Here is a 15911-nt window from a genome sequence, read left to right on the forward strand (position 1 = left end):
ATCCTTTGACAGATTGTTCCGTACGACGGAATATAGTTCCGTATCTGTCGTGACACAAGCCGTAGACCGGATGGTGAGAATGAGCGACACATCGGCGGCCGACAAGACCCTCTTGGTGCTGGATGCCGCACTGACGAATTCGCGGTTCACGGACGTGGTCGATGTGACGGGATTAGCCAAAGCGACGGTGCACCGTATCACCAGCACCCTTGTGTCGCACGGTTTCGTGGCGCTCGCGGACGACGGCACGTACCTGCCTGGCCCCAAGGCGCTGTCGCTGGCCGGCGCCGCGCTCGAACGCATCGACATCTCCGCGTTGGCTGCCCCGATCATCGCCGATTTGGTCGCCGCGACGGGGTGCACCGTACACGTCGGTGCCTTGAACGGCGACGAAGTGATTTACGTGGCCCGGCGGGACTCGGACAAGCCCTATCGGATGCCATCGCGCGTCGGTAAGGCCATTGCGCTGCACAGCACCGGGATCGGCAAGGCGATCCTCGCGACGTTCGATCCCGCGGAATTCGACCGGATCGTCGGCCACGCCGGGCTTCCGGCGCGCACCCCGAACACGATCACCGGCAAAGCACGCCTTTCCCGCGAGATAGCCGCAGTACGAAAACGCGGCTATGCCATCGACAACGAAGAAAATGAGCCGGGAATCCGCTGCGTCGCCGCCGGGATCAAGGATCACACCGGCCAGACGAACTTCGGAATCAGCATTTCGACGTTGACGTTGGAGCACACCGTGGATCAGGTCGCGGCCATGGCCCCGCAGGCAATCGAAGCGGCGGCAAGGATTTCGCGGGCCCTCGGCCATCGGAACGACGCGGCAAATTAGCGCGCGACGTGGCGTTCCCGCGCCGAGTGGTGGCGAATGGCTGCCCCCTCCCGCCGAGTGGTGGCGAATGGCTGCGAAATCGGCGATTTCGCAGCCATTCGCCACCACTCGGGAGGCGGGCACGCGGGGATCAAGGAATTTCGCGCAACAACCGGTCGACGTGTGTGCGTACTGCGGCGCGGAAGCCGTCGTGGCCGGCGACGTCCTCCGGGAACATCTGCTTGACGGCGAACATTCGATCGGCCAGCCCGGCTTCCGATCCCGCGGCATGCTCGCGCAATGTGTCGGCCAGCGGGTCGCTCAAGGGCAGGTCGCGTCCGTCCTTGTCCCGGCCGCGGTAGACGAAAACCATCCACGCGGCAAGGGTGAGCGCGCACGCATCCGGCACGGTTCCCGCCTTCAAGCGGTCGGATGCCGTCGCGATGATCCGGATCGGTAGTTTTTGCGAGCCGTCCATTGCGACCTGCGCGGTCGTGTGCGGCAGGCTCGGGTTGAGAAAGCGGGTCAGGATCGATTCGCCGTATTCGGCCAGGTCCATCCCCGGTGGCGTGTCGAGCGTGGGGATGACGTCGCGGGTTTGCAGCGCACGTGCCGCCGCAATCAGATAGTCGTCTGCCGCCGCGCCGGCGATTGTGTCGATTCCTCGCAGCGCTCCCAGATACGCCAGCAGGCAGTGCGTGGCGTTGAGCATCCGGAGTTTGGCCTTTTCAAACGGCGCCACGTCCGCAGTCACGGTGGCGCCGGCTTTTTCCCACGCCGGACGGTCGCCGGCAAAGGCGTCCTCGATCACCCATTGGCCAAACGGTTCGGCTACGACGAGTCCTTCATCGTGCAGCCCCAGCAGGGCTGTCTCTTCGGCGCGGTCGCCGTCGGTGGTGGCCGGGACGATCCGGTCGACCATCGTTGCCGGGAACGCGACGCCTGAGCGCACCCACTCGCTGAACGCCGAATCGCCGGCACGGTCGGCCATGTCGCGCACCAGCCGGGCGAGTTGCGGGCCGTTGCCCGGAAGATTGTCGCAGCTGACGACGCTGATCGGCGCTTGCGTGGCACCGAACCGGCGCGCCAGCCCGGCCGTGAGCAGACCCACCGACGATCCCGACCCGCCGGACCGACCGGACAGGACGCCGCGCACCGCCTCGATGTCTGCGGTGACGGCGTCGGTGCCGACTGCCAAACCACCGGATGCGTCCCGCGGATAGCCCTTTTCGGTAATCGTCAGGGTCGTCACCGACACGCGCCGATCGGCCACGGCGTCCATGACGGCCTCCTGGTCCCGGCTGCCGCTGACGACTTGCCGTATCGAGCCGACAATTCGCAACGACGTCTCGGCCGCGTCCTTCGTCAACACGCCGTAGAGCCCGTCCTGCGGCTGCAGTTGCCGGACGACGGCGCCCGATCTGCCGGTCGCGCCCACGATGCCCCAGCGGGTTTCACCCGTTGCGGCGGCTGCCAACTCCGTGTACACGGCTTGGTGTGCGCGATGGAACGCGCCGACACCGAGATGCACGATTCCGGCGGTGAGCGCTCCGGGATCGATCGGGGGCAGGGTGACGCCGGTCCGGCCGGGGTCCGCGTTGGCCAGCGCATGGAGATTCAGTCGTTCGGTCACGTGGCAATCCTAGGGTCGGCGGGGTCGGCAAACACAAGCGGCGCGACCGGTCAGTCGCCCGATTCGTCGACGCGCGCCACGAGCTGCGTCGGGTTGACGAACCGCAACGCGATCACCAGCAGCACCAGCATGGAGAGCATGTAGATGACGGCCATGGCGTCGACCGATTGCTGTGCGCGAATTCCCGCCCCGGTCATCGCCGTGAAGAGTGCGACGACCAGCGTGTTCGACGACGAGTCCGACGTCAGGAACGTCAGCTCGAACATGCCGACGGTGCGCACCAGGACCAGCACTGCCGACGCCAAGATCCCGGGAATGAGCAGCGGCGCCAGAATCCGCATGAACAGTCTGCCCATCGACGCGCCGCACATTCGCGCGGCCGATTCGATGGACGGATTGATTTGCTCGATGAACGGAGTCATGGTCATGACCACGAACGGCACGGACGGCACAAGATTGGCGAGAATGACTCCGGTGAGCCCGGGCGCCAAATGGTAATACGTGAGCAGCGTGGCCAACGGGATACCGTACGTGATCGGCGGCATCATGATCGGCAACAGGAAAAGCAGCAGGACGACGCGTTTACCCGGAAAATTCTTACGAGCCAGCACGTACGATGCCGGCACCCCCAGCAGCACCGCGATGACCACCACGGCGATGGCCACGATCAACGTGGTCATGACGACTTGGGACAGGTCGTACTGCTTCCACGCTTCGCCGTACCACTTGGCCGTGTAGCCGGCCGGCAGCCACGAGTTGAACCACTTGCTGGCGAACGAGTTGACCAGGACCGAGAAGACGACGCCGAAGAGCAGGATCAGGAAGATCGCCATGCCGGCCCATGTGAAGTACGTGCCCGGCGTCGCGGTGATCCGCCGGCGCGGCGCCGGTTGCTCGGTGGTCGGTGCGGGGCGTTCGATCGTCGCGCTCATCAGCCTTTGCCTCCTGTGGATCCCTTGTACATGGTCGACCGGAGCATGAGCACGACGGCGATCACAATCATTTCGGCGATCCCCATGATGATGGCGGACGCCGATGCCAGCGGGTAGTCGAATTTCTGACCCCAGGCGTTATAGGCGACATACGCGATCACCCTGGTGGACCCCGACGGGTCGCCGACCAGAATCGCGCTGGGGAACACGCTGAACGCCAACACAAACGTCAGGCAGAATGTGGTGGCCAGGCCCGGTGCCAGCAGCGGCAGCGTGACGCGGCGGAACCGTTGTTTCCAATCCGCGCCGAGGGTCTTGGCCGCGGACTCGAGGGTCGGATCGATTCCCGACAGGTACGACATGATCAAGAGGAACGCAAACGGGAACCCGGAGATGATCAGCGACCACAGAACGCCCCAATAGTTTTGCACAAGCTGCAGCGGCCCGATCCCGAACAGGTCGAGGAACCGGTTGAACCAACCCCGCGGGCCGAAGAAGTTCAACAAGCCCTCGGCCGTCAACACGGTGCCCAGGGTGATCGGCACGACGAGCAGCGTCGTCAGCGTGCGCTTGCCGCGAAAGTTGCCGCGCATCTTGTACGCCAGCGGAATCGACACGATCACATTGATCAGCGCTGCCGGCAGCGACAGCTTGAGCGTGATCCACAACGACTCCCAGCCGCGCATGCTCGGATCCGTGAAGAACGCCTTATATGCGGCGAACGTGCCGCCCTCCTGGGGGTGCAGCGACAAGTTCAGCCCATACGTGAACGGATAGACGAACAATACGATGATGAAAAGGAGCCCCGGGGCCATCAACCAGAGCGTGCGGTCGATACCGCGCTCGGCCAGCCGGTGCGACAAAGACGGACGGCGGTCGGCCGCCCCGCTTTGCCGGGACGTCGATGCCGGCGCGCTCATGCCGATGCGCTTTCGGGTTGCCGGTGGGCGCCGGCGCCGGCGTCCAGATTCCGCGGGAACACCAGCACCCGTTCGGACGGGGCGCTGAGCGTGACGGAATCGCCGGGAGCCGGGTGGGAGGCGCCGCGCATGTGGATGGGCACGCCGTCGCTCGTCCGGGCTTCGACGGCGAACTCGCGTCCCTGGTACTCGACCACGTCGATAGCCGCGTCGATGCTCACGCCGCCGGAGTCGCCGGCGGGGATGATCTCGAAGTCCTCCGGTCGGATCCCGATTTTCACCGTGTCGCCGGCGGCCAGCGGCGTGGCGGTCGTACCGTGCACAGTGGTGCCGAGCGCCGACACTGTGACGGCGCCGTCCGACGCTCGTTCGACGGTGCCGTCGAACAGGTTGCGATAGCCCATGAAATCGGCGACGTGCCAGTTGTGCGGATGTTCGTGCAACTGTTGCGGCGTGCCCACCTGCTGCACTTCGCCCAGACGCAGGACGACGAGCCGGTCGGCAAGCGAGAGTGCCTCCTCTTGGTCGTGGGTGACGTAAATGGTGGTCAAGCCGAGCGATTGGTGCAGCCGCCGGATCTCGGTGCGCATCTCGAGCCGCAATTTGGCATCCAGATTGGACAGCGGTTCGTCCATCAGCACGAGCGGCGGACGCAGGACGACGGCGCGCGCGATTGCCACGCGCTGCTGCTGTCCGCCGGACATCTGGCCAGGCAGCTTCTTGGCGTGTTCGCCCAGCTGGACCAGGTCGATGGCTTCGGCCACGCGCCGTTTGACTTCGGCACGCCCCACGCCGCGCATCTGTAGTCCGAAGGCGATGTTCTTCTCGACGCTCAAATGCGGAAACAGCGCGTAGTTCTGAAACACCATCCCGAAGCCGCGCTTTTCCGGCGGAAGGTGGTCGACCTTCCTGCCGTCGAGCAGGATCTGCCCTCCCGTGAGCGGCAGCAGGCCGGCCACGCAGTTCAACGCAGTCGACTTGCCGCAGCCCGACGGGCCGAGGAGGGCGATGAACTCGCCCTTTTCGATAGTCAGGTCCAATCCGTGCAGCGCCGTCTGGCCACCGAAACTGCGGGAGAGCCGATCGAGATGCAGCGTGTCGAATTGGCTCGCTTCTATCGTCACTTGTCCTTGGCCTTTCCGCCGCCGACCTTCTTGTCCCACATGTCGAATGCAGCGACGAGCTTGCTGGCCGAGATCGGCGTGGCGATCGGATTGTTCTTGATCAGGCCGGCGTATTCCGTGCGGCCGTACTGTTTGATCACCTTTTGGCTCTTTGCCGGGGCCATGTCGATGCTCACTCCCTTGACTGCCGGGCCGGGGTAGAAGTAGCCGTCGTCGAACGTCTTCGCTTGCTGCTTCTTGGTCAGTGCGTACTGCAGCACCTTCAAGATGGCAGACATCTTGTCGGACGAGACGCCCTTGGGGATCGCTGCATATTGCGCGTCCGAGACCCACGTGAAGTTCTTCAGCGTTGCCACTTTGAAATTCTTGGGGACCTGGTCAAGCGCGCGCGGGTTGATGTCCCAGCCCGTGGTGGTCATGGCCATGTCCCAGGTGCCGGTCTTCAGATTGTTCATGGTGACGCCGGTGCCGGTGGGGTACGTCTTCACGTACTTTCCGATGTCCTGCAGATATTTCCACGTCTTCGTCCAGCCGGTCTTGGGGTTCTTCGGATCCTTGTCGCCGAGGATGTAGGGCAGACCCATCAGCCAGGTGCGCCCGGGACCCGAGTTGGCCGGCTGCGCATATCCGAATTTGCCCGGATGGTCCTTGGCCCACGCCAGCAGTTCCTGCGCCGTCTTCGGCGGATTCTTCACAGTCTTCGGGTTGTATTCCAAAAGGGGGCCGGAGGGATAGTACACCAGCTCGACGGCGTTGCCTTCGGCCAGTTTTTGCATGTTGGCGGCCGGCTTTTGGTAGTTGTCCATGTTCGACAGTCGGCTCTTGAACTTCTTGGCCGTGTTGACGAACAGGTTCTGGCTGTTCCCGGCCGCGAGGCCGTCGGTGCCGGTGAGCACCAAGTCGATCTGTAGGTTTCCGGCCTGCTGTTGTGCTTTGACCTTTCCGGCCATGTCCGGCGCGCCGGCAGTCTGCCAGGTGACCTTGGAGATGATATCGGGATGTTCTTTGACGAATGAGGAAAAGATCGATCCGGTGAGTTGTTTGTTGCCGGCGACGTCCAGGATGTTCAAGGTGACGGCTTTGGACGGCGTGTTGGGCACGTCATCGGCTGCCAGAGACTTCGTCTCGGAGCCGCCCGGGGCACCGCAAGCCGAGACCATGAGACCCATGGCAGCAAATGCCGCGGCGAACCGGGCCTTCGAGGTAAGACGCATTTCAAGTCCTTTCGTTCGGCGATCGTGTCGATCGATTCGCTCGCGGCGGACCCGCACAGCGAACAAGGAGCTATCTGGAGCGCGGTACCGACGTCGATTGTCGGACCACGAGTTGAACCGGTAAATCTTCGATGCTGTTGTGTCTGTCGGTCGGTTCGATCAAGTCGATGAGGGCGTTGACGGCCGAGCGCCCGATCTTCGTCAACGGGGATCTGACGGTGGTCAGGCCCGGTGACACGAGAGTGGCGACGTTGACGTCGTCGATGCCCATGACGCTCATGTCGCCCGGCACGTCGATCCCGCGTGTTGCCAGCCGGGCGAGAATCCCCAACCCCATCAGGTCGTTATAGGCGAGCACGGCCGTCGCGCCCGAGGCGACCGCGACGTCGGCGGCGGACTGCCCGCCCCCGAACACCGGGGCGAACGACCCGAGCGGGCTGATGGTCAGCCCTTCGAGTTTCGGCTGGACCGCTTCGATGCCGGCCCACCGCTTTCGGTTCGACCACGACGTCGACGGGCCTCCGGCGTACGCGATGTGCCGGTGTCCGAGTGCGTAAAGATGTTCCAGCGCTTGTCGGATGATCTCGGAGTCGTCGACGACGACCGAGGTCAGATCCCCCCATTCCCGATTGATCAGGACCATCGTCGTATCGTCGGCGACCGAAGCGATATCGGCATCCGACATGCGCGCCGAGCACAGGATGAGCCCGTCCACCTGCTTGGAGAGCTTGCGTACGAGTTCGAGCTCGGCTCGAGCGTCCTCGTCCGAGTCGGCGATGAACACCGAATATCCTTCGGTCAGCGCCCGGCTTTGCACGCCCTTGGTCACCGAAGCGAAGTACGGGTTTTCCAGGTCCGGGATGACCAGGCCGATATTGTGCGTGCGGCCCGTAATGAGTCCGCGCGCCGCATGGTTGGGCCGGTACCCGAGCTGCCGGGCGACATTGATGATTCTCTCCCGGGTCTCGGCTGCGACAACCGAATTGGCAGCCAGGGCTCGAGAGACCGTCGAGGCGGAGACGCCGGCGGCTTTCGCCACGTCGCGAACCGTGATCGATCCCGCCATCGGTGCCTCCACTCCATTGCCGAGTATGCCTACGTCGTCGTTCACGGCCTCCGCCCGAGTTCGCCGTGGTGGCGACGGCCGGGTTCAGTCGTGCTTCACAGCATGCAATCGTTTGCAAAAGTACGTCAATGTCTGTTACCGAACCGTTATAAAATGTGATGTGGAACACTGTATTAGACCGAGTCACCCGCATAGAACTGCAAGATTACGCTTGTCTAAAGTGCAGAACTCGGGCATATTGAAAATGCCAGCGTTTGCAATTTGTTTCATTTTTGAGGCCTTCGGCGTGCTCGACACGTCGCCTTGTGGAGAGGAATCCATGTCCGAAAATTGGCGACTCGATCCCGACCGGGCGCTCCCTGCCGATGCCGAGATCCGAAAACAGGCACGCGCCATTTACGACGAGATCGCTTCGTTGCCGTTGGTCTCCATGCACGGACACGTCGACGTCGACCTGTTTGCGGCTAACAAGCCTTTCCGGAACCCGGCGGACCTGCTGATCGTTCCCGATCACTACTTGGTGCGGATGCTTGTGTCGCAGGGGTATACGCCCGCCGAGCTCGGGGTTCCCTTCACGGACAACGGCGGGACGGTCGCCGGTGCGGAGGCTTCCGACGTCGAGACGGACAGTCGAGTGATTTGGCGGCGGTTCTGCGAGAATTGGAGACTATTCCGGGGCACGCCGACGCGGTACTGGCTCGAGCACGAGTTTGCTGAAGTGTTCGGCCTCTCGGCGCCTCCGTCGGCGGAGAACGCCGACGACCTGTACGACGAGCTGACAGCCGCGTTGGCCCGTCCCGAATTCCGTCCCCTCGCACTGCTGGATTCAATGAACGTGGAAATTCTGGCAACGACGGATTCGGCGTTGGCGGAACTCGACTCGCACGCCGAGCTGGCCCGCACGCTCGGCCCGGACCGCATCGTCCCCACCTTCCGCCCGGATTCACTGTTGCACGTGCGCCACCAGTCCTGGGCCAAGGAGATCGCGCAATTGGCCGAAGTGTCCGGTATCGCGACCGACGATTACGCCGGATACATCCGTGCGCTCGAACAGCGTCGACGGGCATTCGTCGCGGCGGGAGCCAGAGCCACCGACCATGGGCATGTGAGCGCCGACACCACGCCATTGGCCCGCACCGAGGCCGAGCGGATCTATACGGCGGCATTGCGCGGCGAGGCAACAGCAGCCGAAGCCGATGCGTTCAGTGCGCACATGCTTTTCGAAATGGCAAGGATGTCGACGGACGACGGTCTCGTCATGCAACTGCATCCCGGCGTGCTGCGGAATCATAACGCTCGAATACACGAGAAGTATGGCGCCGACAAGGGATTCGACATTCCAACGCGCGTCGAATTCACGAGGTCGCTGCAGCCCATGCTCGAAGAATTCGGACTCAGCCACGACTTCCGGTGCATAGTGTTCACGACCGATGAGACGGTCTATTCGCGCGAGCTGGCGCCATTGGCCGGAGCGTATCCGTCCTTGCGTCTCGGCGCCCCCTGGTGGTTCCTCGACAGTCCCGAGCAAATGCGCCGGTTCCGGGAATCGGCCATCGAGACCGCCGGCTTCTACAACACCAGCGGCTTCGTTGACGATACGAGAGCGTTCGCGTCGATCCCGGCTCGGCACGATCTTGCTCGGCGCATCGACGCCGGCTACCTGGGAAAGCTCGTGGCCGAGGGCCGGTTGGGGCCGGACGAAGCCTGCGAAACCGCCATCGACCTCACCTACAATTTGCCGCGCCATGCGTACGCGCGTCACGAAAGGAACGCATGAGTATTCGATCCGCCGAAGTTCTGATCACGAGCCCCGGCCGCAACTTCGTCACGCTGAGAATCACGACGTCCGACGGCGTCGTCGGCCTCGGGGACGCAACGGTGAACGGGCGAGAGCTCGCCGTGGCATCCTACCTGCGCGATCACGTCGTCCCGCTGCTTGACGGACGCGATGAGGCGCGTATTGAGGACACGTGGCAGTACTTGTACCGGGGTGCGTATTGGCGTCGCGGCCCCATCACCATGGCGGCCATTGCAGCAGTCGACATGGCGTTATGGGACATCAAGGCACGTGTCGCCGGAATGCCGCTTTATCAGCTTCTGGGCGGCCGGTCGAGGCGTGGTGCGCTGGCGTACGGGCACGCGTCGGGGACGACGACGGATGCGTTGTTCCAGTCGATCCGCAATCATCTCGACGAGGGGTTCAGGGCGATTCGCGTGCAAACCGGCGTGCCGGGGCTGGGACAGGTCTACGGCGTCGCGTCCGATCAGCGAGCCGGGCAGCGTTACGATTACGAGCCGGCGGGACGCACGGCCGTGCCGACCGAGGAAACGTGGGACACGCGCGCGTACCTGCGGCACGTGCCAACAGTTTTCGAAGCCGTCCGCAACGAGTTCGGGCCGGAGCTGCCGTTGCTCCACGACGGCCACCACCGGATGACGCCGAATCAGGCGGCAGCGCTCGGGAAAAGCCTCGAGCCGTACGACTTGTTCTGGCTCGAGGACTGCACGCCGGCGGAGAATCAGGAAGGGCTGCGCCGCGTGCGCTCGCAAACGACGACGCCGCTGGCCATCGGCGAGGTGTTCAACTCGGTGTTTGACTACCAAACGCTGATCACCGAGCAACTCATCGATTACGTCCGGTCGGCCGTCACTCATGCCGGCGGGATCACTGCGCTGAAGAAGATCATGGATTTTGCGAACATTTATCAGATCAAGTCCGGCTTCCATGGCCCTACGGACATCTCACCGGTCGGCCAGGCCGCGCACCTGCATCTCGGAATCGCCTTGCACAACTTCGGGATACAGGAATACATGAAGCACTCACGCGACACGTTGGATGTCTTTCACACCAGCTACACGTTCTCCGACGGGTTGCTCGACCCGGGCGAGACGCCGGGCCTCGGCGTCGAATACGACGACGCGGCGGCGGAGAAATTCGACTATACACCGGCGTATCTGCCGGTCAACCGCCTACTCGACGGTACGGTGCACGACTGGTGAGCGCGGCCGACGCCATCGATGTCATCCGGCTCGACGGCGGTGACGAGGTAGTCGTGGCGAGTCGTGATATCCGGCTGGGCGAAACCGTCTCCGTGCCCGGCCGTGGCCGCGTGGAAGTGCGCTCGTCGGTTCCCCGCGGACACAAACTGGCGATCACGCCCGTGTCGGCCGGCGACACGGTGAGCAAATACGGAGTCGTGATCGGCGTCGCATCCGCCGATATCAAACCCGGCGACCACGTACATATCCACAACCTGACCATGACCGACCCCGAGAGCGACTACGAATTCGGGACGGCACGGCGCACGCTGCCGGTGCCCGAAGGGCGACGACCGACCTTCGACGGCTACCGGCGCGCTGACGGCAAGGTCGGCACGCGCAACTACATCGGCATCCTCACCTCGGTGAATTGCTCGGCCGGCACCGCCAAGATGATCGCCGATCAGTTTCGCGGATCCGCGCTGGACGAGTACACGCACGTGGACGGCGTCGTCGCGCTCACGCACGGAAGCGGATGCGGGCTCGTATCCGGCAGCGATGGCGCCGACGTGCTCACGCGGACGTTGCGCGGCTACGCGGCTCATCCCAATATGGCCGGGTTGTTGGTACTCGGCCTCGGTTGTGAAATGCTCCAGGCCGATCGAATCGTCGATCCGACGACTCTGCCGGAATCCACGCTGATCGAGACGATGACGATCCAAGAAACCGGCGGAATCCGTAAAACCGTACGGGCCGGCGTGGCCGCGATCGAAAAGATGCTCGGCCCCGTTAACGACCTCCAGCGCGAAAGCGTCGACGTGTCCGAACTGACGCTCGGACTGAACTGCGGGGGATCGGACGGCTATTCGGGAATCACGGCGAACCCCGCACTGGGGGTGGCCTCGGATCTGCTGGTGGCCTACGGCGGCACGTCCATTCTCGCCGAGACGCCCGAGGTCTTCGGAGCCGAACAACTGCTGACGCGCCGGGCCGTGAGCCCCGAGGTCGGGCGAAAGCTGCTGAAGCGGATCGAGTGGTGGAAGGAATACGCCGCGGCCGGAGGCGGCAGCCTCGACAATAACCCGTCGCCGGGCAATAAAGCGGGTGGTCTCACCACGATCTTGGAAAAATCGCTCGGAGCCATTGCCAAATCCGGCAGTGCCGAACTTGTCGACGTCCTCGCTTATGCCGAGCCCGTCACCGCGCGGGGGCTGCACTTCATGGACACGCCCGGCTACGACCCCGTGTCGGTCACCGGCATCGTGGCCGGCGGCGCGAACATCGTGTGCTTTACGACCGGGCGAGGATCGGTGTTGGGGTGCAAGCCTTCGCCCAGCATCAAACTTGCCACGAACAGCGATCTGTACGCTCGGATGCGCGAAGACATGGACCTGAATTGCGGCGGTATCGTCGACGGCTCGGAGTCCGTGGACGAAGCCGGACGGCGCATTTTCGATTGTGTTCTGGAAGTCGCGTCGGGCCGGCGGACCGTCAGCGAAGAACTCGACCTGGGCCAGGACGAGTTCCAGCCCTGGCAGCTCGGCACAGTCACCTGATCCGCGCGCGCCGTTAAGGTGCCCGTCGGCGTCAGTGGAAGAGGGGCACTATCAAGTAGACGGCAAAGAGCACGCCGACGCCGCACAGTCCGAAGCAGACGTACGCGCCGACCGTGGCGGCCGGCGGGCGGCGGGCATAGGTGGTGACCCGGCCGGATTCGTCGGCATCCTCGTCCGGAGCTTGCTGCCGTGCGGCGTCCGGCTTTTGGCTGGGGGTGGCGAGGAGCCGGACGCCGATCGAGAAGAGCGTCACGATGACGCCCGCGCCGATCAGCGATGTGACCAAGACGACGAGAAACGCTGTCCAATTGATCATTTCTTAGCCTTCGCCCCCTTCTTACCCGACTTGTTCTTTCCCGACTTGTTCTTTCCGGACTTCGGGGTCTTCTTCTTGCCTTTTTTCTTTTTCTTCTTGGGTTTGGACGCCAGCCGGTTCTTGCGGCCTTGCTTCTTCTTCTTTTTCTTCTTCTTGCGCATCTTGACGGCTTCGCCGGCCGCCGCGACCTGGCTGACCGACGGGTTCTCAAGCCGCTGCTTGCGCACGTGCGAGCGCAGGAAGATACCGCCGACCACTATCGCGCCCAGCACGGCGTCCGTGACCACGCCGAGGACTCCCAGGTGTGCGATAGCCGCGGCTAGGGCACCGACGATGGCGGCGGCCGGGAGGGTGAGCAGCCAGCCCGAGCCAATGCGTCCGGCGGTTTTCCAGCGGACCTTGGAACCGCGGCGTCCAAGGCCGGAGCCGATGACCGAGCCGGACGCAACCTGGGTCGTCGACAGCGCGAAGCCCAGGTGGCTGGAGGCCAGCACGGCGGACGCCGTCGAAACCTCGGCCGCAAAGCCTTGCGCCGGCTTGACCTCGGTCAGACCGGTGCCAAGCGTCTTGATGATGCGCCAGCCGCCGGTGTAGGTGCCGAGAGCGATGGCGCAGGCGCAGGCCGCGATCACCCAGATATGGGGGCCGGATCCCTCGGCCTGGAAGCCCCCGGAGATCAGGACCAGCGTGATGACGCCCATGGTCTTTTGCGCATCGTTCGTACCGTGCGAAAGCGCGACAAGCGAGGATGAGAAGATTTGGCCGAGCTTGAACGTACTGCGGCCGTTCGGGCTGCCCGAACGCCTCGTGATCGAATAGGCAAGCTTGGTGCTGATGAACGCGACGAGTCCGGCAATGAGCGGCGCCAACAGCGCCGGCAGGATGACCTTGTCGACCACGACGAGATAGTTGACGGAGCTGAACCCGGCTCCGACGATGGCCGCGCCGATGAGCCCGCCGAATAAGGCGTGAGAGGAACTGGACGGCAGGCCCAACAGCCACGTGATCATGTTCCAGATCACGGCGCCGATGAGGCCGGCGAAGATCATCTCGGGCGTAATGCTGATGCCGCCGTTACCCTCGTGGATGATGCCGCCGGAGACGGTCTTTGCCACTTCGGTTGATAAGAACGCGCCGACCAGGTTCAGCGCGGCCGCGACGCCGACCGCCACCTTGGGCTTCATCGCGCCCGTGGCGATTGGGGTGGCCATGGCGTTGGCCGTGTCGTGGAAGCCGTTTGTGAAGTCGAAAAAGAGCGCTAGTGCGATGACTAGTGAAACGATGATCGTTATGTGATCCACCGGCGTAGTTCTTCCACCTAGGTTTCCGGAGGGAGCGGACGTCGTGAGGCGGGACGCTCTCCCACCGCAGCATGGCCAACGATACCGGCCCACTCGATGGTTACATCCGGGCGTCTCGCGGTCAACTTGGCCGGTGCGCCGCGCATGGACGGCCTATTCGGCGACACGGCGGCGAGAGATTAAACCTTGGTGAGCACGAAGACGGGAATCTTCCGGTCCGTCTTCTCCTGGTAGTCGGCATACGGCGGGAACGCGTCGACGGCGCGCTGCCACCATTCGTCGCGTTCGGCGCCGGTGACTTCGCGGGCAGTCATTTTCCACTTGTCCGCCTTGTCCTGTAATTCGACCTGGGGATCGGCCTTGACGTTGAAGTACCAAACCGGATGCTTCGGCGCTCCGCCCATTGACGCGACGACGGCGTACTCGCCCTCATGCTCAACGCGCATCAGTGGAGTCTTGCGGATCTTCCCGGTCTTAGCGCCCACCGTCGTGAGAATGATGACGGGCATCCCGCTCATGGTCGTGCCCTCGGTGCCGCCGGAGGATTCGTAGATCTCAACCTGATCGCGGGCACGCTTTGACGGACTCGGTGCGTATTCACCTTCAAGTGTCATGTCTCCAGTATGGCCCTGCGACAACCATGCCGTCATGGGGCGTCCACGGGCGGTATGGTGTCGCCGTCGCCATATTGCGGTGTTCCGCGTGCGCGGAACGGGACTCATCGTGCCAACGCCGGCCGTTTCGGGTCGAACTGCCAGTCGGGTACGAGAAATTGCATGGCGGCGGCGTCGTCCCGCGCGCCGAGGCCGTGTTCGAGGTACAGCCGGTGCGCAGCCTCGAGCCGGCTCCTGTCGAGTTCGATGCCGAGCCCGGGCCTGTCCGGAACCGCTATGGCGCCGTCGGCGATCGTGAACGGATCCTTGGTGAGCTCTTGCCCGTCCTGCCAGATCCAATGCGTGTCCAGGGCGGTGATGTTGCCGGGGGCCGCGGCTCCGACCTGCGTGAACATGGCAAGCGAAATGTCGAAATGATTGTTCGAATGCGATCCCCATGTCAGCCCGAAATCGTTGCACAGCTGCGCGACGCGGACCGATCCGTTCATCGTCCAGAAATGCGGGTCGGCCAGCGGAATGTCGACAGCGTTGCTCCGGACGGCGTGTGCCAGCTGTCGCCAATCGGTGGCGATCATATTGGTGGCCGTCGGCAGGCCGGTCGCGCGGCGGAACTCGGCCATGACCTCACGCCCGGAGTACACGCCTTCGCGGCCGCACGGGTCCTCGGCGTACGCGAGCACGTCCCTCAGCCGCCGGCCCACCCGGATCGCTTCGGCAAGCGGCCACGCCCCGTTGGGATCCAGCGTGATGCGCGCTGCCGGGAACCGCCGTGCCAGCGCCGTGACCGCGTCGGCCTCTTCGTCAGCCGGCAGCACGCCGCCTTTGAGTTTGAAGTCCTCGAATCCGTACCTGTCGGCGGCCGCTTCGGCAAGCCGCACCACGGTGTCCGGGGTGAGCGCCTCCGCCCTGCGCAGCGAGGTCCAGTCGTCGGTTCCGCTTTCGTCGATGTACGGAAGATCCGTCTTGGACTTGTCGCCCACATAAAACAGGTACCCGAGCATGCGGACGCTGTCGCGCTGCTGCCCATCACCGAGCAGCTCGGCCACCGGGACGCCCAGATGCTGCCCGAGCAGGTCGAGCATCGCCGACTCGACGGCGGTCACGGCGTGCACCGTCGTGCGCAAATCGAAAGTCTGGACGCCGCGTCCGGCCGAATCGCGGTCGGCGAACTCGCCTGCCACGTGGCGGAGCAGCTGTTTGTACTCGGCAAGCCGGCGGCCCACCAGAAGTTCGGCGGACTGCTCGATGGTCGAGCGGATCGCTTCACCGCCGGGTACCTCGCCAAGGCCCGTGTTGCCGTTGCTGTCGGTCATTATCGCGATGTTGCGGGTGAAGAATGGACCGTGCGCGCCGCTCAAATTGAGCAGCATACTGTCGCGGCCGGCGACCGGAACTACCTCGAGCGCCGTGATGGTGGGGGAGTTCGACATGACTAGTTC

The 15911-nt window shown here is 64.1% G+C and carries 14 protein-coding genes; 4 read left to right on the forward strand and 10 right to left on the reverse strand.

Going from position 1 to position 15911, the window contains the following annotated elements:
* Window positions 1-79: 79 nt before the first annotated feature.
* The gene (locus BJY26_RS04850; protein ID WP_179426159.1) at window positions 80-838 is read left to right on the forward strand and encodes an IclR family transcriptional regulator; all 759 of its coding nucleotides are present in this window, start codon (window positions 80-82) and stop codon (window positions 836-838) included.
* A gap of 130 nt (window positions 839-968) precedes the next feature.
* On the opposite strand, the gene BJY26_RS04855 is transcribed toward BJY26_RS04850, so the two are convergent.
* The 6 genes from BJY26_RS04855 to BJY26_RS04880 form a co-directional block, all read right to left on the reverse strand.
* On the reverse strand, window positions 969-2450 hold the full coding sequence (locus tag BJY26_RS04855; protein ID WP_179426161.1) for a mannitol dehydrogenase family protein: 1482 nt from the start codon (window positions 2448-2450) through the stop codon (window positions 969-971).
* 50 nt (window positions 2451-2500) lie between these two features.
* Entirely contained in the window at window positions 2501-3382 is an 882-nt protein-coding gene (locus BJY26_RS04860) for an ABC transporter permease (RefSeq protein ID WP_179426163.1), read from the reverse strand.
* Window positions 3382-4302, reverse strand: a complete 921-nt coding sequence (locus BJY26_RS04865) for an ABC transporter permease (RefSeq protein WP_179426165.1) — start codon at window positions 4300-4302, stop codon at window positions 3382-3384. The genes BJY26_RS04860 and BJY26_RS04865 overlap by 1 nt, the downstream gene beginning before the upstream one ends.
* Window positions 4299-5426 carry an ABC transporter ATP-binding protein gene (locus BJY26_RS04870; protein WP_179426167.1) on the reverse strand — a complete coding sequence of 376 codons (1128 nt, stop codon included), beginning with the start codon at window positions 5424-5426 and terminating at the stop codon, window positions 4299-4301. The genes BJY26_RS04865 and BJY26_RS04870 overlap by 4 nt, the downstream gene beginning before the upstream one ends.
* On the reverse strand, window positions 5423-6640 hold the full coding sequence (locus tag BJY26_RS04875) for an extracellular solute-binding protein (protein ID WP_179426169.1): 1218 nt from the start codon (window positions 6638-6640) through the stop codon (window positions 5423-5425). Before BJY26_RS04875 ends, BJY26_RS04870 begins: the two co-directional genes overlap by 4 nt.
* A gap of 70 nt (window positions 6641-6710) precedes the next feature.
* Window positions 6711-7751 carry a LacI family DNA-binding transcriptional regulator gene (locus BJY26_RS04880; protein WP_237249096.1) on the reverse strand — a complete coding sequence of 347 codons (1041 nt, stop codon included), beginning with the start codon at window positions 7749-7751 and terminating at the stop codon, window positions 6711-6713.
* Between the two features lie 274 nt (window positions 7752-8025).
* On the opposite strand from BJY26_RS04880, the gene uxaC reads away from it, so the two are divergent.
* The 3 genes from uxaC to BJY26_RS04895 are packed head-to-tail and all read left to right on the forward strand — an operon-like array spanning window position 8026 to window position 12241.
* On the forward strand, window positions 8026-9483 hold the full coding sequence (gene uxaC, locus BJY26_RS04885; protein ID WP_179426171.1) for a glucuronate isomerase: 1458 nt from the start codon (window positions 8026-8028) through the stop codon (window positions 9481-9483).
* Window positions 9480-10706, forward strand: a complete 1227-nt coding sequence (manD, locus tag BJY26_RS04890; protein WP_179426173.1) for a D-mannonate dehydratase ManD — start codon at window positions 9480-9482, stop codon at window positions 10704-10706. Before uxaC ends, manD begins: the two co-directional genes overlap by 4 nt.
* Window positions 10703-12241, forward strand: a complete 1539-nt coding sequence (locus BJY26_RS04895; protein WP_179426175.1) for a UxaA family hydrolase — start codon at window positions 10703-10705, stop codon at window positions 12239-12241. Before manD ends, BJY26_RS04895 begins: the two co-directional genes overlap by 4 nt.
* 31 nt (window positions 12242-12272) lie before the next feature.
* Here the strand turns inward: BJY26_RS04895 and BJY26_RS04900 are convergent, their stop codons facing one another.
* The 4 genes from BJY26_RS04900 to BJY26_RS04915 all read right to left on the reverse strand — a co-directional run bounded on the left by BJY26_RS04900 (window position 12273) and on the right by BJY26_RS04915 (window position 15902).
* The gene (locus tag BJY26_RS04900) at window positions 12273-12557 is read right to left on the reverse strand and encodes a hypothetical protein (protein WP_179426177.1); all 285 of its coding nucleotides are present in this window, start codon (window positions 12555-12557) and stop codon (window positions 12273-12275) included.
* Window positions 12554-13858: an inorganic phosphate transporter gene (locus BJY26_RS04905; protein WP_179426179.1), complete on the reverse strand. Its 1305-nt coding sequence runs from the start codon at window positions 13856-13858 to the stop codon at window positions 12554-12556. Before BJY26_RS04905 ends, BJY26_RS04900 begins: the two co-directional genes overlap by 4 nt.
* Window positions 13859-14037: 179 nt before the next feature.
* Entirely contained in the window at window positions 14038-14472 is a 435-nt protein-coding gene (locus BJY26_RS04910) for a nitroreductase family deazaflavin-dependent oxidoreductase (protein WP_179426181.1), read from the reverse strand.
* 104 nt (window positions 14473-14576) lie between these two features.
* Window positions 14577-15902, reverse strand: coding sequence for an enolase C-terminal domain-like protein (locus BJY26_RS04915; protein WP_179426183.1), 1326 nt, complete (start codon window positions 15900-15902; stop codon window positions 14577-14579).
* Between the last annotated feature and the right edge of the window lie 9 nt (window positions 15903-15911).

Origin of the sequence: Spelaeicoccus albus (assembly GCF_013409065.1) — a bacterium.
Taxonomy (GTDB): domain Bacteria; phylum Actinomycetota; class Actinomycetes; order Actinomycetales; family Brevibacteriaceae; genus Spelaeicoccus; species Spelaeicoccus albus.

Bases quoted from the DNA above. Each gene is read 5' to 3' on its own strand.
- BJY26_RS04900 (WP_179426177.1), bottom strand. From the start codon at position 12,557: ATGATCAATTGGACAGCGTTTCTCGTCGTCTTGGTCACATCGCTGATC.
- BJY26_RS04915 (WP_179426183.1), bottom strand. From the start codon at position 15,902: ATGTCGAACTCCCCCACCATCACGGCGCTCGAGGTAGTTCCGGTCGCC.
- BJY26_RS04910 (WP_179426181.1), bottom strand. From the start codon at position 14,472: ATGACACTTGAAGGTGAATACGCACCGAGTCCGTCAAAGCGTGCCCGC.
- manD (WP_179426173.1), top strand. From the start codon at position 9,480: ATGAGTATTCGATCCGCCGAAGTTCTGATCACGAGCCCCGGCCGCAAC.
- BJY26_RS04865 (WP_179426165.1), bottom strand. From the start codon at position 4,302: ATGAGCGCGCCGGCATCGACGTCCCGGCAAAGCGGGGCGGCCGACCGC.
- BJY26_RS04860 (WP_179426163.1), bottom strand. From the start codon at position 3,382: ATGAGCGCGACGATCGAACGCCCCGCACCGACCACCGAGCAACCGGCG.
- BJY26_RS04850 (WP_179426159.1), top strand. From the start codon at position 80: ATGAGCGACACATCGGCGGCCGACAAGACCCTCTTGGTGCTGGATGCC.
- uxaC (WP_179426171.1), top strand. From the start codon at position 8,026: ATGTCCGAAAATTGGCGACTCGATCCCGACCGGGCGCTCCCTGCCGAT.
- BJY26_RS04875 (WP_179426169.1), bottom strand. From the start codon at position 6,640: ATGCGTCTTACCTCGAAGGCCCGGTTCGCCGCGGCATTTGCTGCCATG.